The sequence below is a fragment of the Streptomyces sp. NPDC086766 genome (assembly GCF_044746005.1).
GTDB lineage: Bacteria > Actinomycetota > Actinomycetes > Streptomycetales > Streptomycetaceae > Streptomyces.
In genome coordinates this window covers 18,987-34,030 of the sequence record NZ_JBIVBI010000022.1, presented here as the reverse complement: position 1 = coordinate 34,030, position 15,044 = coordinate 18,987, and the positions used below count along the sequence as shown (strand labels likewise).

The 15,044-nt window shown below is 70.6% G+C and carries 16 protein-coding genes; 9 read left to right on the top strand and 7 right to left on the bottom strand.

Going from position 1 to position 15,044, the window contains the following annotated elements; all coding sequences use genetic code 11:
* Nucleotides 1–115: 115 nt before the first annotated feature.
* The 4 genes from ACIPM1_RS29775 to ACIPM1_RS29760 all read right to left on the bottom strand — a co-directional run bounded on the left by ACIPM1_RS29775 (nt 116) and on the right by ACIPM1_RS29760 (nt 2,766).
* Nucleotides 116–592: a MarR family transcriptional regulator gene (locus tag ACIPM1_RS29775; protein WP_356195657.1), complete on the bottom strand. Its 477-nt coding sequence runs from the start codon at nt 590–592 to the stop codon at nt 116–118.
* A 95-nt stretch (nt 593–687) separates the two neighbouring features.
* Entirely contained in the window at nt 688–1,485 is a 798-nt protein-coding gene (locus tag ACIPM1_RS29770) for an AIM24 family protein (RefSeq protein ID WP_402439811.1), read from the bottom strand.
* Entirely contained in the window at nt 1,482–2,132 is a 651-nt protein-coding gene (locus ACIPM1_RS29765; protein ID WP_402439809.1) for an AIM24 family protein, read from the bottom strand. The genes ACIPM1_RS29770 and ACIPM1_RS29765 overlap by 4 nt, the downstream gene beginning before the upstream one ends.
* A gap of 1 nt (nt 2,133) precedes the next feature.
* Complete coding sequence (locus ACIPM1_RS29760; protein ID WP_402439921.1) at nt 2,134–2,766, bottom strand: AIM24 family protein; 633 nt, start codon at nt 2,764–2,766, stop codon at nt 2,134–2,136.
* Between the two features lie 201 nt (nt 2,767–2,967).
* On the opposite strand from ACIPM1_RS29760, the gene ACIPM1_RS29755 reads away from it, so the two are divergent.
* The 5 genes from ACIPM1_RS29755 to ACIPM1_RS29735 all read left to right on the top strand — a co-directional run bounded on the left by ACIPM1_RS29755 (nt 2,968) and on the right by ACIPM1_RS29735 (nt 6,386).
* The gene (locus ACIPM1_RS29755; RefSeq protein WP_402439807.1) at nt 2,968–3,312 is read left to right on the top strand and encodes a DUF3817 domain-containing protein; all 345 of its coding nucleotides are present in this window, start codon (nt 2,968–2,970) and stop codon (nt 3,310–3,312) included.
* Nucleotides 3,309–3,605 carry an MTH1187 family thiamine-binding protein gene (locus ACIPM1_RS29750; protein ID WP_402439805.1) on the top strand — a complete coding sequence of 99 codons (297 nt, stop codon included), beginning with the start codon at nt 3,309–3,311 and terminating at the stop codon, nt 3,603–3,605. The genes ACIPM1_RS29755 and ACIPM1_RS29750 overlap by 4 nt, the downstream gene beginning before the upstream one ends.
* A 102-nt stretch (nt 3,606–3,707) precedes the next feature.
* Nucleotides 3,708–4,217, top strand: coding sequence for a MarR family transcriptional regulator (locus tag ACIPM1_RS29745; protein WP_356194141.1), 510 nt, complete (start codon nt 3,708–3,710; stop codon nt 4,215–4,217).
* Nucleotides 4,218–4,260: 43 nt separating this feature from the next.
* Entirely contained in the window at nt 4,261–4,599 is a 339-nt protein-coding gene (locus ACIPM1_RS29740; protein WP_356194138.1) for a DUF3817 domain-containing protein, read from the top strand.
* An 86-nt stretch (nt 4,600–4,685) separates the two neighbouring features.
* A complete protein-coding gene (locus tag ACIPM1_RS29735; protein WP_356194136.1) occupies nt 4,686–6,386 on the top strand; it encodes a methylmalonyl-CoA mutase family protein in 1,701 nt (566 codons plus the stop codon).
* A gap of 678 nt (nt 6,387–7,064) precedes the next feature.
* Here ACIPM1_RS29735 and ACIPM1_RS29730 read toward each other — a convergent pair.
* Nucleotides 7,065–7,682, bottom strand: coding sequence for a TetR/AcrR family transcriptional regulator (locus ACIPM1_RS29730; RefSeq protein ID WP_356194134.1), 618 nt, complete (start codon nt 7,680–7,682; stop codon nt 7,065–7,067).
* Nucleotides 7,683–7,929: 247 nt separating this feature from the next.
* Between ACIPM1_RS29730 and ACIPM1_RS29725 the strand changes: the two genes are divergently transcribed.
* The 4 genes from ACIPM1_RS29725 (at nt 7,930) to ACIPM1_RS29710 (ending at nt 12,168) form a co-directional block, all read left to right on the top strand.
* Nucleotides 7,930–8,907, top strand: a complete 978-nt coding sequence (locus ACIPM1_RS29725; RefSeq protein ID WP_402439802.1) for a tetratricopeptide repeat protein — start codon at nt 7,930–7,932, stop codon at nt 8,905–8,907.
* Between the two features lie 644 nt (nt 8,908–9,551).
* Nucleotides 9,552–10,181, top strand: coding sequence for a DUF6230 family protein (locus ACIPM1_RS29720; protein WP_402439800.1), 630 nt, complete (start codon nt 9,552–9,554; stop codon nt 10,179–10,181).
* Between the two features lie 132 nt (nt 10,182–10,313).
* Nucleotides 10,314–10,835 carry a DUF6114 domain-containing protein gene (locus tag ACIPM1_RS29715; protein ID WP_402439798.1) on the top strand — a complete coding sequence of 174 codons (522 nt, stop codon included), beginning with the start codon at nt 10,314–10,316 and terminating at the stop codon, nt 10,833–10,835.
* A complete protein-coding gene (locus tag ACIPM1_RS29710) occupies nt 10,825–12,168 on the top strand; it encodes a hypothetical protein (protein ID WP_402439796.1) in 1,344 nt (447 codons plus the stop codon). The genes ACIPM1_RS29715 and ACIPM1_RS29710 overlap by 11 nt, the downstream gene beginning before the upstream one ends.
* Nucleotides 12,169–12,279: 111 nt before the next feature.
* Here ACIPM1_RS29710 and pyk read toward each other — a convergent pair whose 3' ends face one another.
* Both pyk and ACIPM1_RS29700 read right to left on the bottom strand, forming a co-directional pair.
* Nucleotides 12,280–13,710 (bottom strand): pyruvate kinase, encoded by a 1,431-nt coding sequence (gene pyk, locus ACIPM1_RS29705; RefSeq protein ID WP_402439794.1) that lies wholly within the window; start codon nt 13,708–13,710, stop codon nt 12,280–12,282.
* Between the two features lie 97 nt (nt 13,711–13,807).
* The gene (locus ACIPM1_RS29700) at nt 13,808–15,031 is read right to left on the bottom strand and encodes an acetate kinase (protein ID WP_402439792.1); all 1,224 of its coding nucleotides are present in this window, start codon (nt 15,029–15,031) and stop codon (nt 13,808–13,810) included.
* Nucleotides 15,032–15,044: the final 13 nt, after the last annotated feature.

Sequence of the window (15,044 nt, the reverse complement as noted above, 5' to 3'; positions counted from 1 at the left end):
TGGGTGGGTGTGGGCCTGGTCCCGCTGTTCGCGCCCCCCCCCCCGGGGGGGGGGGGCCCCCCCCCCCGCGGGGCCCCCCCCCGCCGCCGTCGTCGGGGGCGGCGGCCCCGACGCGCTACGGGCGCCCCCGCTGCCCCCGCAGATGCTCGGCGATGGGCTTGAGGGCCTTGTCCAGCTCGCCCAGCGCCTCAGGGTCCAGCAGGTCGATGAAGTGCCTGCGCACGGACGCCACATGGTGCGGCGCCACCTTCCGCATCGTCTCCATGCCGTGTTCGGTCAGCACCGCGTACAGCCCCCGGCGGTCCGACTCGCAGTTCTCACGGCGCACCAGGTCCGCGTTCTCCATGCGGGTGATCTGGTGCGAGAGCCGACTCTTGGACTGGAGGGTGGCGGACGCGAGGTCGCTCATCCGCATCCGTACGTCCTCCGACTCGGAGAGGTTCACGAGGATCTCGTAGTCGTTCATCGTCAGTCCGAACGGCTGCAGGTCCTTCTCGAGCTGGTACGTCAACAGCCTGTTGACCTCCAGGTGGGTGCGCCAGGCGCACTGCTCCGCATCGGTCAGCCAGGGGGTGGCCGTCTCGGTCTCCATGAATGAAGTCTACCTAAAAAGTTGAAAGGCGAACTAGTGAGGGGTGGCATGACGGTGTGCAGGCGTTCGATCCGTCACACTCCGCAGACTACCGCTCACAGCCCGAAGCGACGCTGGAGGTCTCCCAGCTGTCCGGGAAGGCGCGGTGCGCCGGCCAGCGGTCCGTGACCCCCGGCAGACCCCGCGCCCCCCGGTACTCCGGGCTCGGCAGGGACCGCCCCGGTGGCCTGCTCGGCCATGAGGGTCTCGGACGACTGGAGCAGGACCGTACCGGCTCCCACGAACTCGAACTGGTGCTCCTCACCGGAGGCCCCGCCGAGGCCCGTCATCGCACGTAGGCCGCCCATTACCCCCGTCAGGTAGCCGTGGTCGTAGTGGTGGCACGGCGAGGGGCAGTCGGCCCAGCCGACGAGCGCCTGCGGGTCCACCCGGATCGGGGGTTCCATGAACACCACCGGCCCGTTAGATGCGGCCACGAACTTCCCGGTTCCGATGAGTGTCAGAAAGCCCGGCACGATCGACTGTTTGAGGGCGAGACTTGGCTGAAAAGCGAGCAGATTGCCGGAGCGAATGGTCAGGTTGCCGTCGTCGAGATCGTAGGAATTGACGTCGAAGGCCCGGTCGGCGAGCAGCATCCGGCCCGAGCCCTCCGCCACGACCCAGTCGCTCGCGTGCAGAGGCGAATGGAACGAGGTACGGACAAGTCGGTCGAGCCGGCCGTGTCCGATGCCGTTGAACTCGATCGCCCCGTAGTAGGCGATCATCTTCCCCTTCTGCAGGAACCACTGGCTCCCCTTCAGGTCCACACAGAAGGTGTACGGGTTGACGTTGTCGTCGGCCGGCAGGGTCGTGGGGTCGTACACCACGGGCCCGGTGCCCCCGTATGCGCTCACAGCTTCTCCTCCGAGGCCTGGACGTACACCGTGCCGCTGCCGCTCAGCTCCAGCTGGAACGCCTCGCCGGAACCCCGGCCCACCATGTCGCGCCAGCCCAGCGCGGTCGACAGCTTGTTGCGGACCTCGCCGTGGTGGGCGACGTAGGCCTGGGGATCGACGTGGACCGGGCGCTGCGGGGTGATCGGGAGCTCGAAGACCCCGCCGTGCGCCATGACGGCCACCGAGCCCTGCCCCTGGAGCGTGGTGGTGAACAGCCCCTGGCCGGTGACCTGCCCGCGCACCATGCCCATGATCCCGCCCTGCGAGCCCATGAACATGGTCCCCTGGCGGAGCGTGCCCTCGAAGGCGAGCAGGCGGTCCGCCTCCACGTACAGCGTGTCGCCGGTGAGGTGGATGACGTGGACGTGGTGGCCGCCGTGCCCGAAGAGCACCGTGCCGTCGCCCTCCACGGTCATCAGCGGGGTGGCCTCGCCCGCGACCCGGCGCCCGATCATGGACATCAGGCCGCCCTGGCCGCCCTGGACGTTGGGGGTGAAGGAGACGTCGCCCCGGTGGGCGAGCATCGCGCCGCGCTGGCTGAACAGCCGCCGACCGGGTACGACGGACGCCTCGACGATCTTGGAGTTGAGTTCGCGGAAGGCCATCTCAGAGATCCCCCGCGATCGTGTTCCGCTCGCTCGGCTGCACGTACACCAGGCCGTCCCCCTCGAACCGGATCTGGAAGGCCTCGCCGCCGCCCTCGCCGAGCAGCGTGCGGAACGTCACACCGGACTGGAAGGACTGCCGGACGTTCCCCTGGTGGGCGATGTACGCGCCGGGGTCCACGATCAGCGGGTACTGCGGACCGACCCGCAGCACCACGGCCGGCCCGTCCGACGTGATCGCCGCCTGGCCGTGGCCCTCGACGGTCGTCGTGAACAGCCCGTTGCCCTGGGAGGCCCCGCGCAGCCCGGTGAACGTGGTGCCCGTCCGCAGGCCCGCGTCCGTCGCGAGCAGGTTGCTGGACTCGACGTAGAGCTTGTCGCCCCGCAGGGCGACCAGGTTGATCTCGGAGGCGCGGTCGGCGAACCAGCAGGTCCCCTGCCCGCGCACCTCCATCACGGTCATCTGCTCGCCGGTCAGCCGCCGGGTCACCATGCCCCGCAGGCCCTCACCGCCGCCGGACAGCTTCTTGAAGGCCATCTGCCCGTCGTACGCGACCATCGAGCCGTTCTTCGCCTTCACGGCGTCCCCGGTCATGTCGACGGCGAGGACCTTGCTTCCTTGAAGTCGGAACATCGCCACGCTGCGAAGGTAGCGGTCGCCACGGGCCGCCGACAGGTCCCACGGGTGGAGACGGACCCCGAGTCCTTCTCGGGGTCGGTGCGCCGCGGCCCCCTCCCCGTCCGCCGCCCTCGGGTTTGCCACAATGGACGGACGTTTGTGCTCGCGTTCACAAACGGCCCGCGCCCGAAGCGTCTCTCCCACCGAAGGTGATCCGTGGACATCAAGACCGCCACCGCCCTGCGCCGCCTGCGCCTGGTCTCGGCCCCCGAGGCCGTCTCCTTCCTGCTCCTGCTGGTCTGCTCGGTCCTGAAGCGGACCACGGACTTCAACGCGGTGCCCGTGATGGGCGCGATCCACGGCCTCCTGTTCGTGCTGTACGTGCTCTTCTGGGCGGACGCCTGGAACCGCGCCAAGTGGCCGCTGCGGACCGCCGCGCTCTACTTCGTCCTCTCCGTGCTGCCGACCGGCGGCTTCTTCGCCGAGCGCAGGCTCCGGCGCGAGGCCGAGGACGCGGTGATCGCCTCCCGCGCCCGCCGCGAGGGGGTCGTGAACGCATGATCGTCGCCTTCTCCGTGACGCCGCTGGGCGTCGGCGAGGACGTGGGGGAGTACGTCGCCGACGCCGTCCGGGTGGTCCGCGAGTCCGGCCTCCCGAACCGCACCGACGCGATGTTCACCTCGCTGGAGGGCGAGTGGGACGAGGTGATGGACGTGGTCAGGCGCGCCGTCGCCGCGGTCGAGGCGCGCGCCCCGCGCGTGTCCCTGGTCCTGAAGGCGGACATCCGCCCCTCGGTGACCGACGGGCTCACCTCCAAGGTGGAGACGGTCGAGCGCCACCTGGCCGACGGTTAGGGCCGGTCGCCGGTCCCGCCGCACCGTTCGCGGCGGGGAGCGGGGTCCCGGTGGGCGAGACGGGGCTGACCACGATATGACCGACCGGTAGGGTCTGATGACGTGCCGAAGCCCCTCAGTCTCCCCTTCGACCCCATCGCCCGCGCCGACGAGCTCTGGAAGCAGCGCTGGGGAAACGTGCCGTCCATGGCCGCCATCACCTCGATCATGCGGGCGCACCAGATCCTGCTGGCCGAGGTCGACGCGGTGGTCAAGCCGTACGGACTGACGTTCGCGCGGTACGAGGCACTGGTGCTGCTCACCTTCTCCAAGGCAGGCGAACTGCCGATGTCCAAGATCGGCGAGCGGCTCATGGTGCACCCCACGTCCGTGACGAACACCGTGGACCGGCTGGTCAGGTCCGGTCTGGTGGACAAGCGGCCCAACCCCAACGACGGGCGCGGCACCCTCGCCGTCATCACCGGGAAGGGACGGGAGGTCGTGGACGCGGCCACCCGCGACCTGATGGCGATGGACTTCGGGCTCGGCGTGTACGACGCCGAGGAGTGCGCCGAGATCTTCGCCATGCTGCGGCCGCTCAGGGTCGCCGCGCACGACTTCGACGGGGAGTGACCCCGGGCAAGATCTCCCGGAACGGGCGGTTACGCTCGACGGCATGAAGAAGAGCGTGCTGACCCGCTACCGCGTCATGGCCTACGTCACCGGCGTCCTGCTGGTGCTCCTGTGCCTGAGCATGATCGCCAAGTACGGGCTGGGCGTCGACGGTGCCGCGGACGTCACCCGTGTCGTGGCCATCGCGCACGGCTGGCTGTACGTCCTCTACCTGGTCTTCGCCTTCGACCTGGGCGCCAAGGCCAAGTGGCCGGTCGGCAAGCAGCTCTGGGTGCTGGTGGCGGGGACCGTCCCGACCGCGGCGTTCTTCGTGGAGCGCAAGGTCAGCCGCGAGCTGGAGGCCCGGGTCGAGGACCCCGCCCCGGCCGCCGTCAAGGCGTAGTCTTCCCGACGCCCTCACCGCCGTACGGAACACGTGCGGCGGCCAGCCGTCGACAGTTACTAGGACGTCCTAGTAAATTCGGGGGTATGGACGCTGACGCCATCGAGGAGGGCCGCCGACGCTGGCAGGCCCGGTACGACGCCGCACGCAAGCGCGACGCTGACTTCACCACGCTCTCCGGCGACCCCGTGGAGCCGGTCTACGGCCCACGGCCCGGGGACACCTACGACGGGTTCGAGCGGATCGGCTGGCCCGGGGAGTACCCCTTCACCCGCGGGCTGTATCCGACCGGCTACCGGGGGCGCACCTGGACCATCCGGCAGTTCGCCGGGTTCGGCAACGCCGAGCAGACCAACGAGCGCTACAAGATGATCCTCGCGGCGGGCGGCGGCGGCCTCTCGGTCGCCTTCGACATGCCGACGCTGATGGGCCGCGACTCCGACGACCCGCGCTCGCTCGGCGAGGTCGGCCACTGCGGGGTCGCCATCGACACGGCGGCCGACATGGAGGTGCTGTTCAAGGACATCCCGCTCGGCGACGTCACCACGTCGATGACGATCAGCGGGCCGGCCGTGCCCGTCTTCTGCATGTACCTGGTCGCCGCCGAGCGCCAGGGCGTGGACGTCTCCGTCCTCAACGGCACGCTGCAGACCGACATCTTCAAGGAGTACATCGCCCAGAAGGAGTGGCTCTTCCAGCCCGAGCCCCATCTGCGGCTGATCGGCGACCTGATGGAGCACTGCGCGGCCCGCATCCCCGCGTACAAGCCGCTGTCGGTCTCCGGCTACCACATCCGCGAGGCCGGGGCGACGGCCGCGCAGGAGCTCGCGTACACGCTCGCGGACGGCTTCGGCTACGTCGAGCTGGGCCTCTCCCGCGGCCTGGACGTCGACGTCTTCGCCCCCGGCCTGTCCTTCTTCTTCGACGCGCACGTCGACTTCTTCGAGGAGATCGCCAAGTTCCGCGCGGCGCGCCGCATCTGGGCGCGCTGGATGCGGGACGTGTACGGCGCGAAGACGGAGAAGGCGCAGTGGCTGCGCTTCCACACCCAGACGGCCGGCGTCTCGCTGACCGCCCAGCAGCCGTACAACAACGTGGTGCGCACCGCCGTGGAGGCGCTGGCCGCGGTGCTCGGCGGGACCAACTCGCTGCACACCAACGCCCTCGACGAGACGCTCGCGCTGCCGAGCGAGCAGGCCGCCGAGATCGCGCTGCGCACGCAGCAGGTGCTCATGGAGGAGACCGGCGTCGCCAACGTGGCCGACCCGCTGGGCGGTTCGTGGTACGTCGAGCAGCTGACGGACCGCATCGAGGCGGACGCGGAGAAGATCTTCGAGCAGATCAGGGAGCGCGGTCTGCGGGCGCACCCCGACGGGCAGCACCCCATCGGCCCGATCACCTCCGGCATCCTGCGCGGCATCGAGGACGGGTGGTTCACGGGCGAGATCGCCGAGTCCGCGTTCCGCTACCAGCGGGCGCTGGAGAAGGGCGACAAGCGGGTCGTCGGCGTCAACGTCGCCACCGGATCCGTCACCGGCGACCTGGAGATCCTGCGGGTGAGCCACGAGGTGGAGCGCGAGCAGGTCCGGGTCCTCGGCGAGCGCAAGGGACACCGGGACGAGACCGCGGTGCGGGCCGCGCTGGACGCCATGCTGGGCGCCGCCCGCGACGGCTCCAACATGATCGAGCCGATGCTGGACGCGGTACGCGCGGAAGCGACCCTGGGCGAGATCTGCCAGGTGCTGCGCGACGAGTGGGGGGTGTACACGGAGCCGGCGGGCTTCTGATGCCGCCCCGCACCACCCGGAACACGCCCGGCCGGACCCTCCGCCGGGGGGTCCGCCGGGCGCCCGGACGGCTGCTGCCGCTCCGGGCGGGCCGGCGGGCGACCGGGAAGGCCCTGCGACGGGCGGCCCGCCCGGCCTCCGGGTGGGCACCGCGTCTGGTGGCCCGCCGGGCTGCCGGGAAGGGGCCGCGGCGGGTGACCGGCTGGGCGGCTCGGCGGGCGACTGGGAAAGCGCCGCGGCGGGTGGCCTGGTGGGGTGCTCGGCGGGCGACCGGTAGGACGTCGCGGCGGGTGGCCTGGTGGACGGCTCGGCAGGCGGGCGGCAAGACCTCACGGCGGGTGGCCTGGTGGGCGACGCGGCGGGCTGCCGGGAAGGCGCCGCGGCGCGTGGCTTGGTGGACGGCTCGCCGGGCTGCCGGTAGGACGTCGCGGCGGGTGGCTTGGTGGGGTGCTCGTAGGGCGACCGGCAAGTCCTCACGACGGGTGGCTTGGTGGACGGCTCGCCGGGCGACCGGTAGGACGTCGCGGCGGGTGGCTTGGTGGGGTGCTCGTAGGGCGACCGGCAAGACCTCACGGCGGGTGGCCTGGTGGGTGGCTCGGAGGTCCACCGGGAAGGGGCCGCGGCGCGTGGCCTGGTGGGCGACGCGGCGGGCCGCCGGGGCGGGGATCCGGTCGGGTCTCAGGGGGGTGAGGTGAGGCCCAGGAGCAGCACCCGGGTGAAGTCGCGCACCCACACCTCGTCCGCCGGCTCCGCGCTCACCAGGGTGCGGTGCACCACCGCGCCCGCCACCACGTCGTAGATGAGGTCGACCATGCGGGCCGCCTCCTCCGGGTCCGGCTCCGGGGGCAGTTCGCCGCGGGCCTGGGCCCGGGCCCGGCCCTCCAGCACCAGCCGTTTCTGACGCTCCACGATCGAGCCCCGGATGCGCTCGCGCAGCGCGTCGTCGCGGGTCGACTCGGCGACCACCGCCATCAGGCCGCTCTTGGCCTCCGGCCGGGCCAGGATCGCCGAGAACTGCAGCACCACGCCCTCGATGTCGGCGGCGAGGCTGCCCCGGTCGGGCAGGGTCAGCTCGTCGAACAGCTCGGCGACCGCGTCCACGACGAGTTCGTTCTTGCCCGCCCAGCGGCGGTACAGCGTCGTCTTCGCCACCCCGGCCCGCAGGGCCACGTCCCCCAGGGTGAGCTTGGACCAGCCCAGCTCGACCAGGGCCTCCCGCGTCGCGGCCAGGATCGCGGCGTCGGCGGCGGCGCTGCGTGGACGCCCGGCGCGGGCGGCGGGAGTGCGGCTCTGCATGGCATGACCATAAACCGCCGGTTCCTGTGTCGTCGTGAGGGAGATCACCGAGGTGTGGTTTCCTCGAGGCACCGCGTGCCATTACGCTACGGGTCGTATCGAAAGCACGGGAACACACCCGTGCGAGCGACGACCACACAGCATCACCCTGCGGCGCCCGGTGGGGACCCGGCGCCCAACCGCCCCGTACGGGGCGGCTTTCACAGCGGTTTTCACATGGGCGCGCGGAACGGGGGAGGATAGACGCATGCAGCCACGGAACATGTCCATGAGCGGAGTCGTCGACCTCGCCGCGGTGAAGGCGGCCCAGGAGGCCAAGGCGAAGGCGGAGCAGGCGCGCGCCGAAGCGGCCCGGCAGGGCGGCCCGGGGGCGATCTCCCCGGCCGACCTGGTCATCGACGTCGACGAGGCCACCTTCGAACGCGATGTCCTGCAGCGCTCCGCCGAGGTGCCCGTCGTCATCGACTTCTGGGCCGAGTGGTGTCAGCCCTGCAAGCAGCTGAGCCCGGTCCTGGAGCGACTGGCCGTCGAGTACAACGGACGCTTCCTCCTCGCCAAGATCGATGTCGACGCCAACCAGCTCCTGATGCAGCAGTTCGGGGTCCAGGGGATCCCGGCCGTCTTCGCGGTGGTGGCGGGCCAGGCCCTGCCCCTGTTCCAGGGGGCCGCCGGCGAGGCGCAGATCCGGCAGACCCTGGACCAGCTGGTGCAGGTCGCCGAGCAGCGCTTCGGCCTGACCGGCCTGACCGTCGACCCGGAGGCGGAGCCGGGCGGCCGCCCGGTCGCCGCCGCCGAGGCCCCGGCCGGACCGTACGACGCGGCGCTCGAGGCCGCCGCGCTGGCCCTGGACGCGGGCGACCTGGGCGGCGCGGTCCAGGCGTACAAGAACGTCCTCGCCGAGGACCCGGCCCACCCGGAGGCCAAGCTCGGCCTGGCGCAGGCCGAGTTGCTCCAGCGGGTGCAGGGCCTGGACCCGCAGCGGGTGCGCAAGGAAGCCGCCGAGAAGCCGGCCGACGTCGCGGCGCAGATCGCCGCCGCCGACCTGGACCTGGTGGGCGGGCACGTGGAGGACGCGTTCGGCCGGCTCATCGACACCGTGCGGCGCACCGCCGGTGACGACCGGGACACGGTCCGCATGCGGCTGCTGGAGCTCTTCGAGCTCGTCGGGGCCGAGGACCCCAGGGTGACGGGGGCGCGCCGGGCGCTGGCGCGGGCGCTGTTCTGAGCCGATCGAGAGCCGTCTGCTGACCAGTCACTAAACGCCGGTGCCTGTGATGCCGGTGTGAAAGATTCGCCGACGAGGCGCCACAGCGGCCGCGCTTTGCCAAAACTTGGCAATCGCGGCCGCTGTTACTGGCAGTAAGTCAGGGCTGTGGTTCTGTCTACTTCTGTCCAATGATCAATAGTTTTGTTCTGACCCACGATGCCACCGAGCGTCGCCGTTCGAGACCGGCGAGTCGTTCCTCGGTTATCCGGCCGTTACTAGCCAGTAACGAACCCCCTTGTGCGGGCGGCCGGAATGCACCACGATCGCTCACGCTCGGTCCATTCCCGTACCCGGCATCCGGTTGGGTCGCGGGATTCTCTGGGTCCCCACCGAGCAGGGCCGGCGGCAGTGGCGCCGGCCCTAGGACAGGGGGGTCTTCGCCACTGGCGAAGCCTGTCCAGCAGGGTTGTGCGTGATGCGTGTCAGGCGCGACCAGTGGTTGTCGCTCGGGGGTGATCGCCGGCGGTTCGGGCGCTTTTCGCGCCACCGGGCGCAGGCGCTCTCCTTCCCGAGGACGTAGCACTTCTCCCATCCCTGCCCGGCTGAGCCGCCGCCCTGGGGCGAGCCGGCGCCAGGAGATGTACGTCCGAGAAGGAGGAAATATGGAGTCCCAGGTGCGTGGCGGGACCAGATGGAAGCGGTTCGCTGTGGTCATGGTGCCCAGCGTCGCCGCCACGGCAGCGATAGGCGTGGCCCTGGCGCAGGGTGCCCTCGCCGCGTCGTTCAGCGTGTCGGGTCAGTCGTTCAAGGTGACGGCGGACAAGCTGGTCGGCCACGGGTTCGAGCAGTACGGCGCGATCGACTCGGGGTACACCCTCGACGGCAAGAAGACGGCGCACCCGGTTGCGGTCTCGGCGTTCAAGGACGCCACGATCAACAACATGTGCCAGTCCGTCGTCACGCCGGACATCCCGCTGCTGGGCTCGGTGAGCCTGGTTCTGAAGGCGGGCGAGAGCAAGCCGGTCGAGGCGGACAACCTCTACATCGACGTCGCCGACCTCAACGCCGACGCGACGTTCAACAACATCGACATCGGTGTGGCCGCCAAGGACGCCGCCAAGGGTCCTGGCATCAAGCAGGGCGAGACGGCGAACCCCTACGGATTCGCCCAGCAGGCCGACTCGGCCACGCTGACCGACGTGAAGCAGACGGCGTGGGCGACCACTGCCGGTACCTTCAAGCTCAGCGGTCTGAAGATGTCGCTGAAGACGGGTACGCACGAGTGCTACTAGGCGCTCGGTGACGGGCGGGGGAGCCGAAGGGCGCCCCCGCCCGTTCCCCCTTTCATCCGCTTCTTCACACACCCCCCACACCACCGCAGTAACCCCTCACCACAGCAACGCCGCACCAGGGAGCTGTTTTCCATGAGCGCCGAGACTCCTGCCGTACCCGCCGGCCAGTTCAGCCGCCGGAGGCTGCAGTTCCGCGCCTGGCGGGGCACCCGACCGTTCTGGGCCGGTCTGTTCGTCTTGCTCGGCGGCTTGCCGATCATGTACTTCCCGTACGCCCATCTCCAGGTCGGCCATCTGACACTGACGATGGCCACCACCGCGGGAGCGGGATCCCTGATCATCGGTGTGCTGCTCATCGTCCTGGGCATCAGCCTCTGGTTCCAGAAGCACGTACGGGTCTTCGCGGGCATCGCGGCGATCCTGCTGGGCCTGGTGTCCCTGCCCGTCTCCAACTTCGGCGGCTTCGTCGTCGGCTTCCTGCTCACGCTCATCGGCGGGGCGATGGCCGTGGCGTGGGCGCCGGGTGCGGCGCAGCCGGCCGAGGAGGCCGGCGCGGGTGTTCCCGCCGCCGCGGCGGACGGGGCGAGCGAGCCGAACGATCTGTCTGGAACGAGCCCGGCCAACGGGGCGAACGGGAGGCACAGTGCCGGCTGACGAGGTGACCCACGGGACTGATGTGGACGAGTCCCGTGTGAGAACCGGGCCGCGCCACGCGGCCCCCAGGAAGCCGCTGTTCACCAGGTTCCACATGCCGGCCGGCAAGGCGATAGCCATGGCGGCCATGCCCACGGCGGTCCTCATGGGCATGGGGTTCACCTCGACCCTGGCCGTCGCCGACGGCAACAGCACCTCCCCGTCGTCCGCCAACAGCCTGACGGCGGACGAGTACAAGAACTGCGTCGCCGCGCTGGACTCCAAGGACAAGGCCTCGGCCTCGCCCTCGCCGTCCGCCTCGGCGAGCTCCACCGGCTCCACCGGCGGCAAGGACGGTTCGGCAGAGCCGTCCCCGTCGGCGACGTCCGGCTCGTCGGGGAGCTCCTCGGGCTCGTCCTCCTCGTCGGATTCAGGTTCCGGCGAGACGGCCACGCCCCAGCCGTCCGCCACCACGTCGGACAGCGGCTCGGGTTCCTCCGGCGGCGGCACCGCCTCGCCGAGCCCGTCCGCGTCCACGAGCGGCGACGGCGGCCTGCTCGGCGGCATCGGGGACACCATCGGGGACATCTTCACCGGAGGCTCCTCGACGGACTCCGCGTCCGGCACGTCGACGGCCACGCCGTCCGCGACCGCCTCGCCCTCGGCGAGCGCGACCAAGGACAGCAGCTCCGGCACGAGCCTGACCGACACCGTCAAGGACACGACCGGCAAGGTCACGGGGACGGTCGAGAACACCGTCAAGAACACCACCGACACGGCGTCCAAGGCGGCCCAGGACGTGACCGGGACGGTCAAGGACACGGCCGGCGCGGCCACCGCCGCGGCCGACCCGTCCGCGAGCTCCACCACGGACCCGTCCAACTGCCCTGCGGCCACCGACGCGCAGGGCGGCGTCGACAACAAGGTGCCCCTGGCGGACGACCCCTGGTACCTGGACGCCAGCTCGCTGACGCTCAAGGGCGCCGACTACAAGGGCGTCGTCGAGGTGCGCACGGCCAACGGCACCGTCAAGAAGGTGCTGAAGTACGTCATCTCCGACGGTACGGACATCGGGGACCTGCACCAGACGGTGAAGGACAAGCAGTCCGGCAAGACCTACCACGTGCAGGCGGCCAAGGGCTCGAAGTCCACGATCACCGGCGGCGACACGGTCATGTACACCGAGAGCATCTCCGGCAACCTGCTCGGACTGATCCCGGTGACGTTCGACCCGGACAACCCGCCGCCGCTGAACATCCCGCTGATCTACTTCACCAAGGTGAAGGTGGTCCAGGCGGCGCAGTTCGGCGGCAACCTGCACGTGCCCGGGATGCACCTGTACACGACCGACTGAGCACCGCCACGGACCCGTTCGGGAGCCGCACACACGAGGGCGCCCCCTGCGACGCAGGGGGCGCCCTCAGTGCCGTACGAGGCCTTCCGCGGCCGGACGGCCCCAACGGCCCTAGTCGCGGTCGCCGCCGCCCAGGTGGTGGACGCGGACCATGTTGGTGGTACCGGGGACGCCGGGGGGCGAGCCGGCGGTGATGATGACCGTGTCGCCGGAGTTGAGGCGGTTCAGCTTGACGAGCTCCTGGTCGACGAGCTCGACCATCTCGTCGGTGCTGGCGACGAACGGCACGACGTGCGGCTCCACGCCCCAGCTCAGCGTCAGCTGGTTGCGGGTGGACTCGTCCGTGGTGAACGCCAGGATCGGCTGGGCCGCGCGGTAGCGGGAGAGCCGGCGGGCGGTGTCGCCGGACTGGGTGAAGGCCACCAGGCCCTTGGCGCCGAGGAAGTCGGCGATCTCGGCGGCGGCACGGGCGACCGCGCCGCCCTGCGTGCGCGGCTTCTTGCCGGGCACCAGCGGCTGCAGGCCCTTGGACAGCAGCTCCTCCTCGGCCGCGTGGACGATCTTCGACATCGTCTTCACGGTCTCGACCGGGTAGGCGCCCACGCTCGACTCGGCCGACAGCATGACCGCGTCGGCGCCGTCCAGGATCGCGTTGGCCACGTCGGAGGCCTCGGCGCGGGTCGGGCGGGAGTTGGTGATCATCGACTCCATCATCTGGGTCGCCACGATCACCGGCTTGGCGTTGCGACGGCACAGCTCGATCAGGCGCTTCTGCACCATGGGGACCTTCTCGAGCGGGTACTCCACGGCCAGGTCGCCGCGGGCCACCATCACGCCGTCGAACGCCATCACGACGTCCGCCATGTTCTCCACCGCCTGCGGCTTCTCCACCTTGGCGATGACCGGGACGCGACGGCCCTCCTCGTCCATCACGCGGTGGACGTCGTCCACGTCCTTGGCGTCGCGGACGAAGGACAGGGCGACCAGGTCGCAGCCCATGCGCAGCGCGAAGCGAAGGTCCTCGATGTCCTTCTCGGACAGCGCGGGGACGTTCACCGCGGCGCCGGGCAGGTTGATGCCCTTGTGGTCGGAGACCACACCGCCCTCGATGACGACCGTCCTGACCCGCGGGCCCTCGACGTCGACGACCTTCAGCTCGACGTTGCCGTCGTTGATCAGGATCTGGTCGCCGCGCGAGACGTCGCCCGGCAGCCCCTTGTAGGTCGTGCCGCAGATCTGCTTGTCGCCCGGGACGTCCTCGGTGGTGATGGTGAACTCGTCGTCCCGCTCGAGTTCGACGGGACCCTCGGCGAAGGTCTCCAGGCGGATCTTCGGGCCCTGCAGGTCGGCGAGGACACCGATGGCCCGGCCGGTCTCCTTGGACGCGGCGCGGACGCGGTCGTACCGCCCCTGGTGCTCGGCGTGCGTGCCGTGGCTGAAGTTGAACCGGGCCACGCTCATGCCGGCCTCGATCAGGGCGACGAGCTTCTCGTGGGAGTCGACCGCGGGGCCGAGAGTACAGACGATTTTCGAACGGCGCATGGGGCGATCCTATCGGTTTGTTTCGCTGCGGAATATTCCGTCTGGCGGAAGATACAAATGGGCGGGTTCCCGCTCAGGCGAGTGCCGTCGAATTCCCTCAGTCGTCCTTTCCGACCAGTGCGTAGGTCTGGTTGGCGATCTCCATTTCCTCGTCCGTCGGAACCACGGCGACCATGACCCGCGCGCCGTCCGGCGAGATCGGCCGGGCCCGGTCGTCCCGTACGGCGTTGCGCTCCGGATCGACCGTCAGGCCCAGCCCCTCCAGGCCCGAGACCGCCGCCGCCCGCACCGCCGCCGCGTTCTCGCCGACCCCCGCGGTGAACACCACGGCGTCCACCCGGCCGAGTACCGCGCAGTAGGCGCCGATGTACTTCTTCAGCCGGTGGATGTAGATGTCGAAGGCGAGCCGCGCCTCTTCGTCGCCCTCGTCGATACGGCGCTGAATCTCCCGCATGTCGTTGTCGCCGCACAGACCGAACAAACCGCTCCTCTTGTTGAGAAGAGTGTCGATCTCGTCCATGGACATTCCGCCGACCCGCTGCAAATGGAAGATGACGGCCGGATCAAGGTCACCGGACCGCGTACCCATCACGAGCCCCTCCAAAGGCGTCAGCCCCATGGAGGTGTCCACGCACCGGCCGCCCCGGACCGCCGAGGCCGAGGCCCCGTTGCCCAGGTGCAGCACGATGACGTTGACCTCCTCCGGCGCCTTGCCCAGCAGCCGTGCGGCGGCCCGGGAGACGTACGCGTGCGAGGTGCCGTGGAAGCCGTAGCGCCGCACCCGGTGCCGGTCCGCGATCTTCACGTCGATCGCGTAGCGCGCCGCGGACTCCGGCATCGTGGTGTGGAACGCGGTGTCGAAGACGGCGACCTGCGGCAGGTCGGGGCGCAGCGCCATGGCGGTGCGCAGGCCGGTGAGGTTGGCCGGGTTGTGCAGCGGGGCGACCGGGATCAGCCGCTCGATCTCGGTGAGCACGGCGTCGTCGACGACGGTCGGCTCGGTGAAGAACATGCCGCCGTGCACCACGCGGTGCCCGATCGCGGCCAGCTCCGGCGAGTCCAGGCCGATGCCGTCCCGGGTGAGCTCCTCGGCGACCGCCTTGAGCGCGGCGTCGTGGTCGGCGATCGGCCCGTTGAGCTCCCGGGTGTCGCCCGCGTCGACACAGGTGTGCTTGAGCCGGGAGGTCTGCTCGCCGATGCGCTCCACCAGGCCGACGGCCAGCCGCCGACCGGCCTCGCGCATGTCCAGCAGTTGGTACTTCAGCGACGAGGAGCCGGAGTTGAGGACGAGGACACGGGTCGCCGCGCGGTGTGCAGTCACGGTGTTCAACAGC

Bases quoted from the DNA above. Each gene is read 5' to 3' on its own strand.
- ACIPM1_RS29775 (WP_356195657.1), bottom strand. From the start codon at position 592: ATGGAGACCGAGACGGCCACCCCCTGGCTGACCGATGCGGAGCAGTGC.
- ACIPM1_RS29765 (WP_402439809.1), bottom strand. From the start codon at position 2,132: ATGGCCTTCCGCGAACTCAACTCCAAGATCGTCGAGGCGTCCGTCGTA.
- ACIPM1_RS29760 (WP_402439921.1), bottom strand. From the start codon at position 2,766: ATGTTCCGACTTCAAGGAAGCAAGGTCCTCGCCGTCGACATGACCGGG.
- ACIPM1_RS29750 (WP_402439805.1), top strand. From the start codon at position 3,309: ATGATCGTCGCCTTCTCCGTGACGCCGCTGGGCGTCGGCGAGGACGTG.
- ACIPM1_RS29740 (WP_356194138.1), top strand. From the start codon at position 4,261: ATGAAGAAGAGCGTGCTGACCCGCTACCGCGTCATGGCCTACGTCACC.
- ACIPM1_RS29735 (WP_356194136.1), top strand. From the start codon at position 4,686: ATGGACGCTGACGCCATCGAGGAGGGCCGCCGACGCTGGCAGGCCCGG.
- ACIPM1_RS29730 (WP_356194134.1), bottom strand. From the start codon at position 7,682: ATGCAGAGCCGCACTCCCGCCGCCCGCGCCGGGCGTCCACGCAGCGCC.
- ACIPM1_RS29725 (WP_402439802.1), top strand. From the start codon at position 7,930: ATGCAGCCACGGAACATGTCCATGAGCGGAGTCGTCGACCTCGCCGCG.
- ACIPM1_RS29720 (WP_402439800.1), top strand. From the start codon at position 9,552: ATGGAGTCCCAGGTGCGTGGCGGGACCAGATGGAAGCGGTTCGCTGTG.
- ACIPM1_RS29715 (WP_402439798.1), top strand. From the start codon at position 10,314: ATGAGCGCCGAGACTCCTGCCGTACCCGCCGGCCAGTTCAGCCGCCGG.
- pyk (WP_402439794.1), bottom strand. From the start codon at position 13,710: ATGCGCCGTTCGAAAATCGTCTGTACTCTCGGCCCCGCGGTCGACTCC.